Annotated in this window: 16 protein-coding genes; 6 read left to right on the top strand and 10 right to left on the bottom strand. The window is 63.3% G+C overall.

Translation table 11 applies throughout. From position 1 onward, the window contains the following. Positions 1 to 21: 21 nt before the first annotated feature. From AC0L2Y_RS03105 to AC0L2Y_RS03095, 3 genes are all read right to left on the bottom strand, one after another. Entirely contained in the window at positions 22 to 474 is a 453-nt protein-coding gene (locus tag AC0L2Y_RS03105; RefSeq protein WP_352491663.1) for a hypothetical protein, read from the bottom strand. After that, positions 471 to 1703, bottom strand: a complete 1233-nt coding sequence (gene rlmN, locus AC0L2Y_RS03100) for a dual-specificity RNA methyltransferase RlmN (protein WP_352491662.1) — start codon at positions 1701 to 1703, stop codon at positions 471 to 473. The genes AC0L2Y_RS03105 and rlmN overlap by 4 nt, the downstream gene beginning before the upstream one ends. A 340-nt stretch (positions 1704 to 2043) precedes the next feature. Beyond that, positions 2044 to 2550 carry an invasion associated locus B family protein gene (locus AC0L2Y_RS03095; RefSeq protein WP_023721899.1) on the bottom strand — a complete coding sequence of 169 codons (507 nt, stop codon included), beginning with the start codon at positions 2548 to 2550 and terminating at the stop codon, positions 2044 to 2046. Between the two features lie 363 nt (positions 2551 to 2913). Here AC0L2Y_RS03095 and AC0L2Y_RS03090 point away from each other — a divergent pair, with 363 nt between their 5' ends. Further along, positions 2914 to 3522: a methyltransferase family protein gene (locus tag AC0L2Y_RS03090; RefSeq protein WP_473553761.1), complete on the top strand. Its 609-nt coding sequence runs from the start codon at positions 2914 to 2916 to the stop codon at positions 3520 to 3522. A 45-nt stretch (positions 3523 to 3567) separates the two neighbouring features. Here AC0L2Y_RS03090 and AC0L2Y_RS03085 read toward each other — a convergent pair whose 3' ends face one another. From AC0L2Y_RS03085 to AC0L2Y_RS03070, 4 genes are all read right to left on the bottom strand, one after another. Continuing rightward, positions 3568 to 3930 (bottom strand): YkvA family protein, encoded by a 363-nt coding sequence (locus AC0L2Y_RS03085; RefSeq protein WP_473553759.1) that lies wholly within the window; start codon positions 3928 to 3930, stop codon positions 3568 to 3570. Positions 3931 to 4022: 92 nt separating this feature from the next. Further along, positions 4023 to 4319 (bottom strand): 4a-hydroxytetrahydrobiopterin dehydratase, encoded by a 297-nt coding sequence (locus AC0L2Y_RS03080; RefSeq protein ID WP_473553757.1) that lies wholly within the window; start codon positions 4317 to 4319, stop codon positions 4023 to 4025. A gap of 6 nt (positions 4320 to 4325) precedes the next feature. Next, on the bottom strand, positions 4326 to 4922 hold the full coding sequence (gene thpR, locus AC0L2Y_RS03075; protein WP_352491658.1) for an RNA 2',3'-cyclic phosphodiesterase: 597 nt from the start codon (positions 4920 to 4922) through the stop codon (positions 4326 to 4328). A gap of 137 nt (positions 4923 to 5059) precedes the next feature. Beyond that, entirely contained in the window at positions 5060 to 5704 is a 645-nt protein-coding gene (locus AC0L2Y_RS03070; RefSeq protein WP_473553755.1) for an arylesterase, read from the bottom strand. Between the two features lie 107 nt (positions 5705 to 5811). Between AC0L2Y_RS03070 and AC0L2Y_RS03065 the strand changes: the two genes are divergently transcribed. The 4 genes from AC0L2Y_RS03065 (at position 5812) to AC0L2Y_RS03050 (ending at position 10807) form a co-directional block, all read left to right on the top strand. Further along, entirely contained in the window at positions 5812 to 6522 is a 711-nt protein-coding gene (locus AC0L2Y_RS03065; protein WP_473553753.1) for an ABC transporter ATP-binding protein, read from the top strand. Then, positions 6522 to 9071, top strand: a complete 2550-nt coding sequence (locus AC0L2Y_RS03060) for an ABC transporter permease (RefSeq protein WP_473553752.1) — start codon at positions 6522 to 6524, stop codon at positions 9069 to 9071. The genes AC0L2Y_RS03065 and AC0L2Y_RS03060 overlap by 1 nt, the downstream gene beginning before the upstream one ends. Positions 9072 to 9290: 219 nt before the next feature. Next, positions 9291 to 10070 (top strand): Bax inhibitor-1/YccA family protein, encoded by a 780-nt coding sequence (locus AC0L2Y_RS03055; RefSeq protein WP_352491654.1) that lies wholly within the window; start codon positions 9291 to 9293, stop codon positions 10068 to 10070. A 167-nt stretch (positions 10071 to 10237) separates the two neighbouring features. Beyond that, positions 10238 to 10807, top strand: coding sequence for a GNAT family N-acetyltransferase (locus tag AC0L2Y_RS03050; RefSeq protein WP_352491653.1), 570 nt, complete (start codon positions 10238 to 10240; stop codon positions 10805 to 10807). 4 nt (positions 10808 to 10811) lie between these two features. Here the strand turns inward: AC0L2Y_RS03050 and AC0L2Y_RS03045 are convergent, their stop codons facing one another. Further along, complete coding sequence (locus AC0L2Y_RS03045) at positions 10812 to 11198, bottom strand: DUF2794 domain-containing protein (protein WP_031212724.1); 387 nt, start codon at positions 11196 to 11198, stop codon at positions 10812 to 10814. A 602-nt stretch (positions 11199 to 11800) separates the two neighbouring features. Further along, the gene (locus tag AC0L2Y_RS03040; RefSeq protein ID WP_352491652.1) at positions 11801 to 12550 is read right to left on the bottom strand and encodes a DUF1223 domain-containing protein; all 750 of its coding nucleotides are present in this window, start codon (positions 12548 to 12550) and stop codon (positions 11801 to 11803) included. Positions 12551 to 12725: 175 nt separating this feature from the next. On the opposite strand from AC0L2Y_RS03040, the gene AC0L2Y_RS03035 reads away from it, so the two are divergent. Beyond that, the gene (locus tag AC0L2Y_RS03035; protein WP_473553750.1) at positions 12726 to 13397 is read left to right on the top strand and encodes a ceramidase domain-containing protein; all 672 of its coding nucleotides are present in this window, start codon (positions 12726 to 12728) and stop codon (positions 13395 to 13397) included. A 92-nt stretch (positions 13398 to 13489) separates the two neighbouring features. Here AC0L2Y_RS03035 and acnA read toward each other — a convergent pair whose 3' ends face one another. After that, the gene (gene acnA, locus AC0L2Y_RS03030) at positions 13490 to 16180 is read right to left on the bottom strand and encodes an aconitate hydratase AcnA (protein ID WP_473553748.1); all 2691 of its coding nucleotides are present in this window, start codon (positions 16178 to 16180) and stop codon (positions 13490 to 13492) included. Positions 16181 to 16215: the final 35 nt, after the last annotated feature.

Here is a 16215-nt window from a genome sequence, read left to right as displayed (position 1 = left end):
TTCCGAACCTTTGGTTCGGGGTCATGCGCTGATCTGGCGCCAGCTTCCGGCCGAGCGCCCGGCGCTCAGCCAGTAGAAAATTCCGCCGATCATGCCGCAGCCGATCACCGCCAGCATGACGCTGGTATTGGTAACCTCGAAATTGGCATCGGCCGTCTGGTGAACGAAGCCAAGGAAGACCGCCGAGACCACAGCACCCGCCAGCGCATAGAACAGCCAGTCACGCCGGCCAAGGATCTCGGAGACTAGGATGGCGATGGCGGCCGGCATAAAGGCAAAATAGGCGACGAACAGCGCGACGAAGGGGATTGAAAACCATAGCGAAGCCTGCGCCGCCGGTTGCGTCTCGTCCGTCATCAGCCCAAGAGACGCCAGGAACATGATGTTAAGGAAGGCGCTTGCCGCCAGCGAAGCAACGCCATAGCCGACAAGGATGACGGCGAAGCGGATGAGATAGGCGACGAGGCGGGTCACGCCTCGCCGTGCCCCGCGATCATCATCGCTTCCAGCGCCAGCCGGTCGACCTTGCGCATGCGCTCGGAGTCCGACTTGAGCTGGCCGCAGGCGGCGAGGATGTCGCGGCCGCGCGGCGTGCGGATCGGCGAGGCATAGCCGGCATTGTTGATGTAGTCGGCGAATTTCTCGATCGTTTCCCAGTCCGAGCACTGGTAGTTGGTGCCTGGCCACGGATTGAACGGGATCAGATTGATCTTGGCCGGAATGCCCTTGAGCAGCTTGACCAGCGCCTTAGCGTCCTCGATGGAATCATTGACGTCCTTCAGCATCACATATTCGAAGGTGATCCGCTTGGCGTTGGACAGGCCGGGATAGGCATGGCAGGCAGCGATCAGCTCGTTCAGCGGATATTTCTTGTTGATCGGCACCAAAAGGTCGCGCAGATCGTCGTTGGTGGCGTGCAGCGAGATCGCCAGCATGACGCCGATCTCCTCGCCGGTGCGGAAGATCTCGGGCACGACGCCCGATGTCGAGAGCGTGATGCGCCTCTTCGACAGGGAAAGCCCGTCGCCGTCGGATGCGATCAGCAGCGCCTTCTTCACCGCCTCGAAATTGTAGAGCGGCTCGCCCATGCCCATCATGACGACGTTGGACACTTTCCGGCCCTCGGCCGGCACGATGGCGCCGTCCGGCGTATCGCGGTCGGGGAAATCGCCGAGCCGATCGCGGGCGGTCAAAAGCTGGGCGAGGATTTCCTCGGCGGTCAGGTTGCGCACCAGCTTCTGCGTGCCGGTGTGACAGAAGGAGCAGGTCAGGGTGCAGCCGACCTGCGACGAGATGCAGAGGGTGCCGCGGCCTTCTTCGGGAATGTAGACGGTCTCGATCTCGACCGGCCGGCCGGCGCCGCGCGGCGGAAAGCGGAACAGCCATTTGCGCGTGCCGTCGGAGGAAATCTGCTCCTCGACGATCTCGGGCCTGGCAACGGTGAAATGCCTGTCGAGCGCGGCGCGCAGATCCTTGGAAATGTTGAACATGCCGGCAAAATCGGAAACGCCGCGCACATAGATCCAATGCCAGAGCTGCTGGGCGCGCATTTTCGCCTGGCGCTCCGGCACGATGCCGGCAGCGACAAGGGCAGCCCCAAGTTCGGCGCGCGTCAAGCCGATCAGCGAGGGCTTTTCAGGCGCCGTGCGGGTGCGCAACGCGTCACGCGCGCCTTCGGCGGTAAGATCGAATGAAAGGGTCATTGTTGCGCCAATATAAGCGATTTGCGGCCGAATACAGCATCGTGCCCGAAATGAAGCGCGGCGCATAGCACAGGTTAGCGGCGGAGTCATGCCGGGTGCGCAAGCAAGGGCAGGGCTTCAGAAAAGGCTGGCGTTCAATTTTGCGTTGGACACAACCAAATTGGCGACCTCGGCGCTGCCCCTCATCCGGCGGCGACGTCAGCGCCATTCCTGCAACGCCGGCAATCGGCGAAAACTTCTATGCGACGCTCCTTCTCCCCGTCACTATGCCGGGAGAAGTGCCCGGCAGGGCAATGAGGGGAGGCGTCAACGCCTAAAAGGTCGGTCTTCCGGCTCTAGCCTACTTGCACTTGGCGATCGAGGCCAGCGCCGCCGAGATGCCCTTCAGCGAGAAGACGTAGGTGGTGGTGTTGCCGCGGCCGGACTTGGCCGACACCTTCATGTCGGTGCCGGTCTTCATCGCGGCGATCAGCACCGGCTCCTCGGCGGCGTTCTCGACCCAGGCCGACTTGCCGCGCGTGAACATCGAAAAAGACTTCTTGTCGATGGTAACGGTGGCCTTGGAACCTTCCTGGAAGGTGTAGCCGGCGATGAATTGCGGCTCGTAGGACACTTGCTGCCCCGGCCGCTGGCTGACGAAGAAGAACATGTCGCCGTGATCGAGCGTCGGCGGCTGCTTGTCGGTTGGCACCGTCAGGACATAGCAGACCTTGCCGCCGCCCGACGCCTGATAACTGTAGGTGCCCCAGGCATTATGCTGGCCGATCTTGGTTGCCGACTGCGCCAGCGCGGGCGCCGTCAAGGCCACCAGGGCCAGGCTGGAAACTATAGCAATCAATCCGCGCATCGCTTTTCCCGTATTCCACTGGTGCGGCGGCAGGCCGGCCCGGCGTCCTGCCCGTCGCTTCATTTTGATTTAATCTGGGTTACCAAACGGTGAATTTCCCCTGAGAAAAGGATGTTCACGCCAGGAAACCGCCGCCGTCTTCGCGCTGCCGCTCGAAAAAAGCGGCTGGCGCAATGTCCCTGCCGCGACTTGGAGGCCACGAAAACGGCAAGAGTTTGACTTTTCAAGCAGCTAGGTCCTGCAGCGGTTCTCGCTTTTCTGAGGTACGTGACGAATTTCCCTGCAGGCGCTACCATGTCTGCGTTCGCCGCCACGGCACTCGGCCAGGGTGCCCCTCCCTGGCGGCTTACGGGAGATTTGGCCATGGCCATTTCCGAGACAGGGCTGATCCTGGCGGGCGGCACAGTCGTCCTGGCGATCGTGTTCGGCATTCGTGTCGCCGTCCGCGCGGCGGCCAGCGGCGCGGTGCCCCGGTCGGATGGCGGAGAGGTGGCGGGCACGTCGGGCGCGCCCGACGTGGCGGGGGTCATTGCGCTGCCGCCTTTGATCTTCCTCGGCTTCCTGGTGGCGGCAACCGTGCTCGAGGTGCTCGTGCCGCTCCCGGTCATGGCCGGGCAGGCGCTCGCCCGCTATCTGGCCGGCGCCGTGCTCGCGGTGTGCGGCTTCGTGCTCATCTTTATGGCGGCGGGCCGCTTTCAGGCCGCTGGAACCAACATACCACCGACCTTGCCAACGACCTCGCTGGTCGTCGACGGGATCTATCGGCGGACCAGAAACCCATTCTATCTGGGAACGACCCTCATCTATCTGGGCCTCGGCGTCGCGGCCGGAAGTCTTTGGGCTATCGCGCTCGTCATCCCCCTGCTGGGGGTGATCAATACCGGCGTCATCGCGCCGGAAGAGCGCTACCTCGAGCGGAAGTTCGGAGATGCCTATCGCGCCTACAAGGCGCGGGTGCGGCGGTGGGTTTGACGGCCGGAAAGTCGGTTCTCGCGCGATTTTTTGCGCCGCACCGGCTCAGCTCTTGTCGGCGATGGCCTGCCTGGCGGCGAGCCGGTGCGCCGGCGTGATGTGGGCGCTGACGGCGGCAATAGCGGCGGTCAGCACGGCGATGTCGTCGGTGAAGCCTAGCCCAAGGATGAAATCGGGGATGACGTCCGTCGGCAGCACGAAATAGCCGAGCGCAGCCAGCAAGGTGCCCTTGGCGCGCAGCGGCGTCTTCTTGTCCATGGCACAGTAATAGGCGGCGACCACCTCTTCCATGAACGGGATCTGCCGGGCGGCCTTCTTCGCCGTACGCCAGAACTTTTCGCGCACTTCGCTCTCATTGCCCGGCTTGCTGCCGAGGCCGAAGAAATCAAAACCGGATTTTTGCGCCATCAACCTCTCCTCGCGGCCGTCGCGTGACTTCACGCGTGACCGCAAGGCAAAATGTGGTGAAAGCCGAACCTCGCTGCAAGGTGCAGATAGGCTCAGCCGCCGAAATAGCGGTTCATCTTCCTGGCCAGCTCGAAATCCAGTGCCGTCAGGCCGCCGGCGTCGTGCGTGTTGAGGGTCACGTTTACCGTCTTGTAGACGTTCGACCAGTCGGGGTGGTGGTCCATCTTCTCCGCCGCCAGGGCGACGCGGGTCATGAAGGCAAAGGCTTCGGAGAAATTCTTGAAGGTGAAGCTGCGGGTGATCGAGCCGCCATCCTTGGCCAGCGACCAGCCGCCGAGGCCGGCAAGTTCGGCGCTGATCGCTTCTTTTGCTAGTTTCTCCCTGGCCATGTCCGTCTACCGCATAATCCGCGAAGCGTCGGCGGCGCCGACCAAACGGCTGACGACGCGGTTGTCGGCACCTGAAAGCGGCCAGGCCTCCTCGACGACGTAAGGCCCGCCGCCGACCGAGTCGCGCGACGACATCAGCACGAAGCGGCCGACCCGGAACGGCAGCGTCGAAAAATTGCCGCGCGCCGACAGATACTGGGCGACATCGAGCGGGCTCGAATTGCGCAGGCGGGCCAGCGTCACATGCGGCATGAACTTGCGCGGGTCGGCCGGGATGCCGAGCCGCTGGCAGATGCGCTCGATCTCGGCCTGCAATGCGGAAAGATCGGGCGAAGCGGCGACCCCGGCCCACACCGCATGCGGCTTCTTCTGGCCGAAGGCGCCGACGCCGGACAGCGTCAGCGGGAAGGAGGCGCGGTGAACACGGTCGAGCGCGTTGGCGATTTCGTCGGCGACATGGCCCTCGACATCGCCGATGAAGCGCAGCGTCAGATGATAGTTTTCGACGTCGATCCAGCGGGCTCCGGGCAGGCCGCCCCTGAGCAGGGACAGCGAAAGAGCGGCATCACGCGGTATTTCGAGGGCGGTAAAAAGACGCGGCATGGGAAGCCTCCTGTCCTCGAATCGAACTCTTGCCCCTAGCGAATCATCGATATTCGAACGGGGCAAGCGGTTTGTTGGTCGCAGGGCTGCCTAAAAGCTTCCCCTGCGGAATGTGGTGCGGCGGCGAACCCTCGCCTTCAGGAATTACCCCGCACCGTTGCAATGGCCTTCTCCACACTGGGCAGGATACCCTCGACGATGCGGTCGACGCCTCGGGCACTTGGATGAAGGCCGTCCTCGAGTTGCAGGACGGATTGGCCGGCAACGCCCTCGAGAAAGAAAGGATAGAGCGGCACGCCGTATTTTTCAGCCAATCGCGGAAAGATTGCGTCGAACGCCTTCTGGTAGTCGGCGCCGAGATTGGGCGCCGCGCGCATGCCGGCAAGGAACACCGCGATCTTGCGCTGCTTCAGTTTTGCCAACATGGCGTCCAAGTTTTTTTCCGCTATTGCGGGCGAAACGCCGCGCAGCATGTCGTTGGCGCCGAGCTCCAGGATGACCAATTGCGTGCCGTCCGGCACCGACCAGTCGAGCCGTGACAGGCCGCCGCTCGTCGTATCGCCGGAGACGCCGGCATTGGCGACCGTGACATCGTAGCCCTTGGCGCGAAGCGCCGCCTGCAGCTTTTCGGTGAAGCCCTGACCTGGCCCGAGGCCATAACCCGCCATCAAGCTGTCGCCGAAACCGACAATGACGAAGGGTTCGGCGCGCGCCGACGAAATGGCGCCGCAAATGGCGAGGAAAAGGGCGAAGGCTGCGGCAAAGGTGTGTTTGAAAGCCATGCGGTAGGCCCCATATGACGAGGAACATCTGTTGGCGAAGGCAGGTTTTCGTCTTTTTCGAGCATCGGATGCTCTAGCCTTCATCCCCCATATAGGACGATTTGATTTTGGAAGAAGCCGTCATTTCGCTGAAAGACGTATCGCTGACGCTCGGCGAAGGTGCCTCCTCGGTTCATGTGCTGAAGGGCGTCAGCCTCGATGTGGCGGGCGGCGAAGCGACCGGCATCGTTGGGCCTTCAGGTTCGGGAAAGTCGACATTGCTGATGGTTTTGGCTGGGCTTGAAAGGGTCGATTCGGGCACGGTACGAGTCGCCGGCGAGCTGCTCAACGGCAAAAGCGAAGACCAGATCGCATCGTTTCGGGGACGAAACATCGGTATCGTGTTCCAGTCTTTCCACCTCATCCCGAATATGACGGCGCTGGAAAACGTCGCCGTCCCGCTGGAGCTTGCCGGCCATGCCGATCCGTTCGGCGTGGCGGCGCGCGAGCTGGCGGCGGTCGGTCTCAGCGATCGCGTCACCCATTACCCCGGCGAATTGTCTGGCGGCGAGCAGCAGCGCGTGGCGATCGCCCGGGCGCTGGCGCCGTCGCCGCGCATCCTGATCGCCGATGAGCCGACCGGCAATCTCGACCAGGCGACGGGGCGGCACGTCGCCGACCTGCTGTTTGCCAAGGCGGCCGAACGCGGCATGACGCTGGTGCTGGTCACACATGACCCGGTACTCGCGGCGCGCTGCTCGCGCCAGGTGTCGATGCGGTCGGGGCTGATCGAGGACGCGCCTGAGCCGGCCACCAGGGCCGGCAAGGTGACCGCCTGATGCCGCTGTCGCAAACGCTGAGGCTCGCCTTTCGGTTTTCGCTGCGAGAAATGCGTGGCGGGCTGTCCGGCTTCCTGATCTTCCTTGCCTGCATCGCGCTCGGCGTCGCGGCAATCGGCGGCGTCAATTCGGTGGCGCAAGCGATTTCCGCCGGTGTTGCCGACCAGGGCCAGACGCTGCTCGGCGGCGATCTCCGCTTCCAGCTCAACCAGCGCGATCTTACCAGAGCCGAACGCAGCTTCCTCGACCGGCTTGGCACGGTTTCGCACAGTGCCAACATGCGCTCGATGGCGAGGCTCGAGGACGGCTCCGACCAGGCGCTGGTCGAGGCCAAGGCGGTCGACGGCGCCTATCCGCTCTATGGCGCGCTGGAGACCGAGCCGGTGCTGTCGCGAGAGGATCTGTTCGGCGAAAAATCCGGCGTCTTCGGCGCCGCCGCCCCGGATCTCTTGTTCGAGCGGCTGAACCTTGGCATCGGTGACCGGCTGAAGGTCGGCAGCGCGACATTCGAGCTGCGCGCCAGGCTGGTCAACGAGCCGGATGCGGTGTCGGATGGCTTCGGTTTTGCGCCGCGGCTGATGATGTCGACCGACGGGCTTGCCGCTTCCGGCCTGATCCAGCCGGGCAGCCTGGTCGAGAACGCCTATAAGGTCCGCCTGCCAGGCGGCACCACTGAGGCACAGATCAAGGCGATCCAGGAGCAGGCGGCAAACCAGTTCCCGCAGGCCGGCTGGTCGATCCGCACGCGCAGCAACGCAGCGCCGGCGCTGTCGTCGAATATCGAGCGGTTTTCGCAATTCCTTACGCTGGTTGGGCTGACGGCGCTGGTGGTCGGCGGCGTCGGCGTGGCCAATGCGGTGCGGGCCTATCTCGACGGCAAGCGCGGCGTCATCGCCACCTTCAAGAGCCTGGGGGCTTCGGGAGGGTTCGTCTTTGCCGTCTACCTGGTGCAGATCCTGATGATCGCCGCCCTCGGCATCACGCTGGGCCTTGTGCTTGGCGCGCTGATGCCGTTCGCGGCCAGCGCGGCACTGCAGTCGGTCATTCCGGTACCGGCGGAAGGCGGGTTCTACCCCGGCGCGCTCGGCATGGCGGCGCTGTTCGGACTGCTGGTGACGCTGGCTTTCGCCTTGCTGCCGCTCGGCCGTGCCCGCGACGTGCCGGCAACGGCGCTGTTTCGCGAAATGGGTTTCGAGGGCCGCGGTTTTCCCCGCCCGCTCTATATCGCCGCGGCAATGGCCATCGCGTTGCTGCTCGCGGTGCTGGCGATCCTGTTTTCCGGCGACCGCCGTATTGCCTCGATCTTCGTCGGCGCCACGATCTTTTCGTTCCTGGTGCTGCGTGTCGTCGGCACGCTGGTGCAGTGGGCGGCGAAGAAAAGCCCGCGCGTGCGCTCGACCGCGCTCAGGCTCGCCATCGGCAACATCCATCGGCCTGGCGCCTTGACGCCGTCCGTGGTGCTGTCGCTTGGCCTCGGGCTGACGCTCCTGGTCACCTTGGCGCTGATCGACGGCAATCTGAGGCGGCAGATCTCCGGCAGCCTGCCGGAAAGGGCACCGAACTTCTTCTTCGTCGATATCCAGAGCGGCGACGTCGATGCCTTCTCCGCGCTGGTCGGCAAAGAGGCGCCGCAGGGCACGCTGATCAAGGTGCCGATGCTGCGCGGCCGGGTGATGGCGCTCAACGGCGTCGATGTCGACAAGGTCAAGGTTCCGGCCGAAGGCGCCTGGGTGCTGCGCGGCGACCGTGGCCTGACCTATGACGCAAAGCTGCCGGAAAATGCGACGCTGACCGAGGGCAGTTGGTGGCCGGAGAATTATTCCGGCGCGCCGCTGGTCTCGTTTTCCGCCGAGGAAGGCAAAGAGATCGGGTTGAAGCTCGGCGACACCATCACCGTCAACGTGCTCGGCCGCAACATCACGGCCAAGATCGCCAATTTCCGCCAGGTCGAATGGGAAACCATCGGCATCAATTTCGTCATGGTGTTCTCGCCCAACACATTCGCCGGGGCGCCGCATGGCTGGTTGGCGACGCTGACCGAGACGAATGCATCGGCGGCCGACGATGCGCATCTTCTCAATGCCGTCACGCGGGCTTTTCCAGCGGTGACGACGGTCAGGGTCAAGGACGCGCTCGAAATCGTCAACCGGCTGGTGGCGCAGCTCGGTACAGCAATCAGGGCAGCAGCGGGCGTGGCGTTGATCGCCTCGGTGCTGGTGCTGGCCGGGGCGCTCGCCGCGAGCAACCGGGCCCGCATCCACGACGCGGTGGTGCTGAAGACCCTGGGTGCGACCAGGAAAACTCTGATCGCAGCGTTTTCACTGGAATACATGCTGATCGGCCTTGCCACTGCGATGTTCGCGCTGGCAGCGGGCGGTGTGGCGGCGTGGTTCGTCGTCACGCGCATCATGACGCTGCCATCCCACTTCATGCCCGAGGTGGCGGTGGCGACCATCGGCTTTTCACTGGTGGTCACGGTCGGTATCGGCCTTGCCGGCACGTGGCGGGTGCTGGGCCATAAGGCGGCGCCGGTGCTGCGGAATCTTTGAACCAGAGCCGGTTTTGATTAAATCTCGTTAATGTGACGGGCGGGAAGGCCAATAAAACCGTATCTCCGGCACTTCACGGAGCATTACGCTTGGTTACGGTCTTGTCCTTTACGCCAAGAACCATCATATTTCGGCGCAGGCATGCTGGAGCCCCGCCAGCGGCGCCTGGGTTCAAAAGGACCTGACACCGGACGGGGCAGAAGCAATATGAGGATTTCCATGGCTGATCCCGTTCGCAATTATCAGACGCGCGCCGTGCCCGGCGCCGGCGTCGATGCTGCCATCGACCAGGGCCTGCGCGCCTACATGATCAAGGTCTACAATCTGATGGGGCTTGGCCTCCTCATCACCGGCCTTGCCGCGGTCGGCACAATCATGCTGGCCACCACCAGCGATCCCGCCTCGGCGGTCGCGACGTTGCCAAGCGGCGAGATGCTGACCTCGTTCGGCTACGCGATCTTCGGCTCGCCGCTGAAATGGCTGGTGATCTTTGCCCCGCTGGCAGCGGTGATGTTCCTATCGTTCCGCGTCCAGTCGATGACCGTTTCGGCCGCGCAGACGACGTTCTGGGTCTACGCCGGCCTCGTCGGCCTGTCGCTGTCGTCGATCTTCCTGGTCTACACCACCGCCAGTATCTCGCAGACCTTCTTCGCCACCGCCGCCGCCTTTGGCGGGCTGTCGCTCTACGGCTACACGACCAAGCGCGACCTTTCCGCGTTCGGTTCGTTCCTGGTCATGGGCCTGGTCGGCCTGATCATCGCGATGGTGATCAACATCTTCCTGCAGTCGTCGGCGCTTTCCTTCGCCGTTTCGGCGATCGGCGTGCTGATCTTCGCAGGCCTCACCGCTTACGACACGCAGAACATCAAGGAGATGTACTTCGAGGGCGACGAGACTGATGTCGCCGGCCGCAAGGCGATTATGGGCGCATTGAGGCTCTATCTCGATTTCATCAACCTGTTCATGTTCCTGCTGCAGTTCATGGGCGACCGTCGCTAATACGGCGTTCTTTGCCGACCATGGTCTTTTCCGAGAACCGGTTTCGACTTTTCGGGATCATGGTCTGACTGGACCAGCGAGTTTGGAAAGGGCGGCCCAACAGCCGCCCTTTTCTTTTGTGCCGGCTTTTGCTTTGATATAAGGCAGATGAACGACTTGCATAAAATATGAGCAGCATCACGTTACGGGCCGCGACGTCGGCCGATCTCGACCGGATCACGGAAATCTATGCCGACGCGGTGACGAATGGCACGGCGAGCTATGAACTCGAGCCACCAAGCCGCGCCGAGATGGGCGCGCGATTCGACAACCTGATGGCGGGCGGCTTTCCCTATCTCGTTGCGGAAAAGGCCGGCGGCGTGCTCGGCTATGCCTATGCCGGAGCGTTCCGGCCACGCCCGGCCTACCGCTTCGTCGTTGAGGATTCCGTCTATGTCGCGCCCGCGGCCAAAGGGCAAGGCGTCGGGCTGCTCCTGATGCAAGGGCTGATCGAGGCGGCCAAGGCGGCGGGCTTTCGCCAGATCATCGCGGTGATCGGCGACGGCAGGCCCGACAGCGCATCGGTACGGTTGCACGAGAAGCTCGGCTTCCGTCATTCCGGCCGCCTCGAAGGCTCCGGCTACAAGCACGGGCGTTGGCTCGACACGGTGTTCATGCAGCTGCCGATCAATGGCGGGGCGTCGATCCCGCCCGATCCGCAATCGCTGCCCGAGCGGAAGTTCCGCCAGCAAAAATAAAGGGTTACGCCTCGACCAGCTTCAGCGTTCGGTCGAACACGCCAAGCACCCGGCCGAGCTCCTGGCCGCGCTTGAGGATGCGCCCGCCGGCGGCGATGACGGCGAACGCGCCTTGCCGGCGCGCCAGCTTCGGATCCTTGACGATCTGGAAAAGCGGCACTTCGCTGGTGCGGCGGAACACGGAAAAAACGGCGCGGTCGGCGAGATGGTCGATGGCATAGTCGCGCCACTCATTGGCGGCAACCATACGGCCGTAAAGCCTGAGGATCTGGTCCAGTTCGCGGCGGTCGAACCGCACAGGCTGGTCGAGGCGTTCGCGTCTTGCCTCATGCAGCGGGATCAATATTGCGGATGCGTCCCCATCCTCCGTCCCGCTGCTGCGATCAGTCATGCCTGGATCCTCGCAATGAATCGTACGCCGACCAAAGTTGGCGCTTTCGTTGCCGAATTGCAAGGCCCGGCCGGGCAAGGCCAGCACCGCGCGGTTTCTCCAGCGTCCAGTCACGTTTGCGAAACGCCTGTTGGAATTGGTGATGCTTCGCCACAATCCTGCCTTTTTTTATCCGTGCTCATGCCCCAATGTCCGACGAATTTACCGGTGTTGCCTGAGACGGTTCGGTCCGGCACCGGCTCGTAAACCCCAAGCCCCCCGCCCACGGGTCTGCGTCGGATCGAACCAACCTCGGTTTTTCCTTGGAAAGATCGGGTGCGACGATCCCAAAACCTAAATGACCGGCGTCAGAAGCAAGCTGACGCCGGTTTTTTATTGGCCGGCCGCCGCGGCGGTGCGATCCATCCAGATAGGCTGTCGTCGGAGGCTTGAGGGCGGTTATCCCTTCTCCCCTTGTTGTGGGAGAAGGTGGATCGGCGCGAAGCGCCGAGACGGTTGAGGGGTGTTGGACGGAGTGAGGCGTTGGCGTTCCCTCGAACACCCCTCATCCGTCGCCTTCGGCGACACCTTCTCCCACAAAGGGAGAAGGGAGAGCGCTCTATCTAAGGCTTGCGGATAAAGGCTGCACCCAGGATCGGACCGGGCATGCCGTCCTTGCCGACCGACTGCAGCAGCACGGCGCAGCCGCCCTTCTTGGCGATCTCGCTCATTGGCAGTTCGTAGCGCTGCGCCTTGCCGTGCCACATGCCGGCGGTCTGGATGCTGGAGACGGCGTTCCAGTAGGTCATGCTGCGGCCGCTGTTTTCACCCTTGCCGATCTTTATCGTCTGTGGCGGGTTGAAATAGACGATGACGACATGCGCGTCGGCGGGGCCGGCCACGGCGTCGCCGGCATCGATCATGACGCGATCGCTGGTCCGGCTGACCTTGATGCCGACCCGCATGCCTTCGCCGACCCTCTCCATGCGGGCCAGCGCGCCGTCGACTTCCTTGCGGCTGGCGCCGTTGACATGGCTGCGGCCGTTTATGACGGCTTGCGGGGTGTAGACGGAACGACTGCCGAAGGCGCGCATATACTCGTATTGCCGCTCGGTATTTTCCTTGCGGCTCAGCGTGTCCTGCCAGCCGAGGTAATCCCAATAATCGACATGATAGGCGAGCGCGACGATGTCCTCCTTGGCGGCAAGCTCGGCGAAGAATTCGTCGGCTGGCGGACAGGAGTTGCATCCCTGGCTGGTGAAGAGCTCGACGACGCCTAATGGCTTGTCGGTTGGCTCGGCAAGGGCCCTGCCGGCAAACGCCGAGAGGGCCAGCGCAAGGGCCGCAAGCCGCAATGGTCTTCGAGATGGCATGGCCGTTCCGATCCCGCCGGTGACGCCGGCTTTGTTCTGGTTGTCGAAATATGTGGCAGAAGCGGCAGTCAACGGGAAGTCACGTTGCGGTGAAATTTTGCCGTTGCAAGCGCTGGCAAGGGCGCAATAGGTGGACTTGCACTTCACGATGGAAGCGATTCGGGCGGCAATCAGCATGTGGCAATCTCTCCTGGCGCCGGTCGACCTCTATTGCGAACGGACGGGGCCGGAATTCTGGGCCGAACCGCTCAATGCGCTGAGCAATCTGGCTTTCTTTGCCGCCGGGCTATGGGGTGTCTGGCAGGTGCGCAAGCGCGGCACCGGCACCTTCGCCGAAGTGCTGGCCTGGTGGGTGGTGGCGATCGGCGTCGGCTCGTCGCTGTTCCACACCTTTGCCACAAGGGCAATGATCCTGGCCGACGTGCTGCCCATTGCAGGGTTCACGCTGGCCTACACGCTGTTCAACCTGCGACGTTTTCTCGGCATGAAATGGGGCAAGGCGATCGCCATCTTCGTCGCCTTCTATGCCATTGCCGGGTTGCTTACCTTCGCCGTGCCCGACTGGCTGCGCCAGGCGTCGAACGGGACGACCGGCTACCTGCCGCCGTTTCTGGCGCTCGCCTTCTTCGGCGCCTGGGTGGCGGCCAGCGGCAATCGCGCCGGCTGGTACAATCTGGCGGGTTCGGCGATCTTCGTCGTGTCGGTCATCTGCAGGATGATCGATCCGCTGGTCTGCGGCGGCTTTCCGCTCGGCACGCATTTCCTGTGGCACATATTGAACGGGCTGATGCTCGGCGTGCTGCTGGCGGCGACAGCGCGGTTTGGAAAGCCAAGAGTAGGGCAGTAGGGCAGTAGGGCAGTAGGGCAGTAGGGCAGTAGGGCAGTAGGTGGCTTGTCCTTGCTTCCCCTACTGCCCTACTTCCTTATTGCCCTACTGCCTTAAGCCGCAAGATCGCGCAGCACGTATTGCAGGATGCCGCCATTCCTGAAGTAGTCGAGCTCGTCCAGCGTATCGATGCGGCAGATGACCGGAACTTCTTTGACGCTGCCGTCGCCATAGGTGATCCTGGCGATCATCTTCTGCCGCGGCTTGATGTTGCTCAGTCCGTCGATCTCGACCAGTTCGTCGCCCTTGAGGTTGAGCGAGGCCCATGAGGTGCCTTCCTCGAAGACGAAAGGGATCACGCCCATGCCGACAAGGTTGGAACGGTGGATGCGCTCGAAGGACTGGGCGATGACCGCGCGGACACCGAGCAGATTCGTACCTTTGGCCGCCCAGTCGCGTGACGAGCCGTTGCCATATTCGACGCCGGCGAAGATGACCAGCGGCACGCCTTCCTTCTTGTAGCGCATCGCGGCGTCGTAGATCGATTCCTCTTCTTTCGAGGGGTAATGGATGGTGTAGCCGCCCTCGCGGCCGTTCTCGCCCAGCATATGGTTGCGGATGCGGATATTGGCGAAGGTGCCACGCATCATCACCTCGTGGTTGCCGCGGCGGGTGCCGTACTGGTTGAAATCGGCGACGCCGACGCCGTGGTCGGTGAGATACTTGCCGGCCGGCGAGGCCGCCTTGATCGAACCGGCCGGCGAAATGTGGTCGGTGGTGATCTTGTCGCCGAACAGGCCGAGCACACGCGCGCCCTTGATATCGCCGATCTTGCCGAAGCCTGACTTCATGCCGGCGAAATAGGGTGGGTTCTGCACATAGGTCGAATTGTCGTCCCAGGCATAGGTCTGACCTTCCGGCGCCTTGACGTTCTGCCAGTACTCGTCGCCCTTGAAGACGTCGGCATATTTGCGGGCGAACAATTCGCGCGTGACGTTCTTCTCGATGAATTCCTGGATCTCGACCGAACTCGGCCAGATGTCTTTGAGATAGACCGGATTGCCGTTGCGATCGTCGCCGAGCGGCTCGGTGGTCAGATCCTTGGTCACGGTCCCGGCCAACGCGTGAGCGACGACCAGCGGCGGCGAGGCGAGATAGTTCGCCTGCACGTCGGGCGAGACGCGGCCTTCGAAATTGCGGTTGCCGGACAAGACTGCCGCAGCAATCAAGCCCTTATCGTTGATGGTCCTGGAGATCGGCGCCGGCAGCGGGCCGGAATTGCCGATGCAGGTGGTGCAGCCGAAGCCGACCAGGTTGAAGCCGATCTGGTCGAGCTCCTTCTGCAGGCCGGATTTCTCGAGATATTCGGCGACGACCTGGCTGCCCGGCGCCAGTGAGGTCTTGACCCACGGCTTCTGCTTGAGGCCGAGCCGGTTAGCGTTACGCGCCAACAGCCCGGCGCCGATCAGCACGCTCGGGTTCGAGGTGTTGGTGCAGGAGGTGATTGCGGCTATGACGACATCGCCATGGCCAAGATCGTAGTCCGCGCCCTCGACGGCATAGCGCTTGTCGATTTCGGCGGCCTTCTTGTATTCGGTCTCCATGGCCTTGGCGAAGCCGGCCGGAATGTCTTCAAGCGCGACCCGGCCTTCCGGACGCTTTGGGCCGGCCATCGACGGCACGACACTGCCGAGATCGAGCTCGAGCAGGTCGGTGAAGACCGGATCGGCCGAGCCGGCATCGCGCCACAAGCCTTGCGCCTTCGAATAAGCCTCGACCAGGGCGATGCGGCTTTCGTCGCGACCGGACATGGTGAGATAGCGGATGGTTTCGCTGTCGACCGGGAAGAAGCCGCAGGTGGCGCCATATTCCGGGGCCATGTTGCCGATGGTGGCGCGGTCGGCCAGCGTCATGTTGGACAGGCCCGGCCCGAAGAATTCGACGAACTTGCCGACGACGCCCTTCTTGCGCAGCATCTGGGTGACGGTGAGCACCAGGTCGGTGGCGGTTACGCCTTCCCTCAGCCTGCCGGTAAGGCGAAAGCCGATGACTTCGGGCAACAGCATGGAGACCGGCTGGCCGAGCATCGCGGCCTCGGCCTCGATGCCGCCGACGCCCCAGCCGAGAACGCCGAGGCCGTTGATCATCGTGGTATGTGAATCGGTGCCGACGCAGGTGTCGGGATAGGCGGTGGTCTCGCCATCTTCGCTGTTGGTCCACACCACCTGGCCGAGATATTCGAGATTGACCTGATGGCAGATGCCGGTGCCGGGCGGCACGACGCGGAAATTACGGAACGCCTGCTGGCCCCATTTCAGGAATTTGTAGCGTTCCTCGTTGCGCTCGTACTCAAGCTCGACATTGCGGGCGAAAGCCAGCGGCGTGCCGAATTCATCGACGATGACCGAGTGGTCGATGACCAGATCGACAGGCACCAGCGGATTGATCTTTTGCGGATCGCCGCCGAGCGAGGCCATGGCGTCGCGCATGGCGGCAAGGTCGACCACGGCCGGAACGCCGGTGAAATCCTGCATCAGCACGCGAGCCGGGCGATAGGCGATCTCGACGCCGGCAGTGCCCCGGTCGGTCAGCCAGCCGGCGACCGCCTGGATGCTCTCCTTGGTGACGGAACGGCCGTCCTCGTTGCGCAGCAGGTTCTCCAGCAGCACCTTCATCGAATAGGGCAATTGGGCAATGCCGGTGAGGCCGTACTTTTCGGCCTCGACAAGGTCATAGTAGATGTACTCGGTGCCGCCGGCGGTCAGCGTGCGGCGGCAATTGAAGCTGTCGAGTGATTTGGACACGTGCGATCCCTAACTGTCGGTTGCCGGGAGGGAAC

The sequence above is a fragment of the Mesorhizobium sp. WSM4830 genome, assembly GCF_055811495.1.
This window is presented reverse-complemented; position numbering and strand designations above follow the sequence as displayed.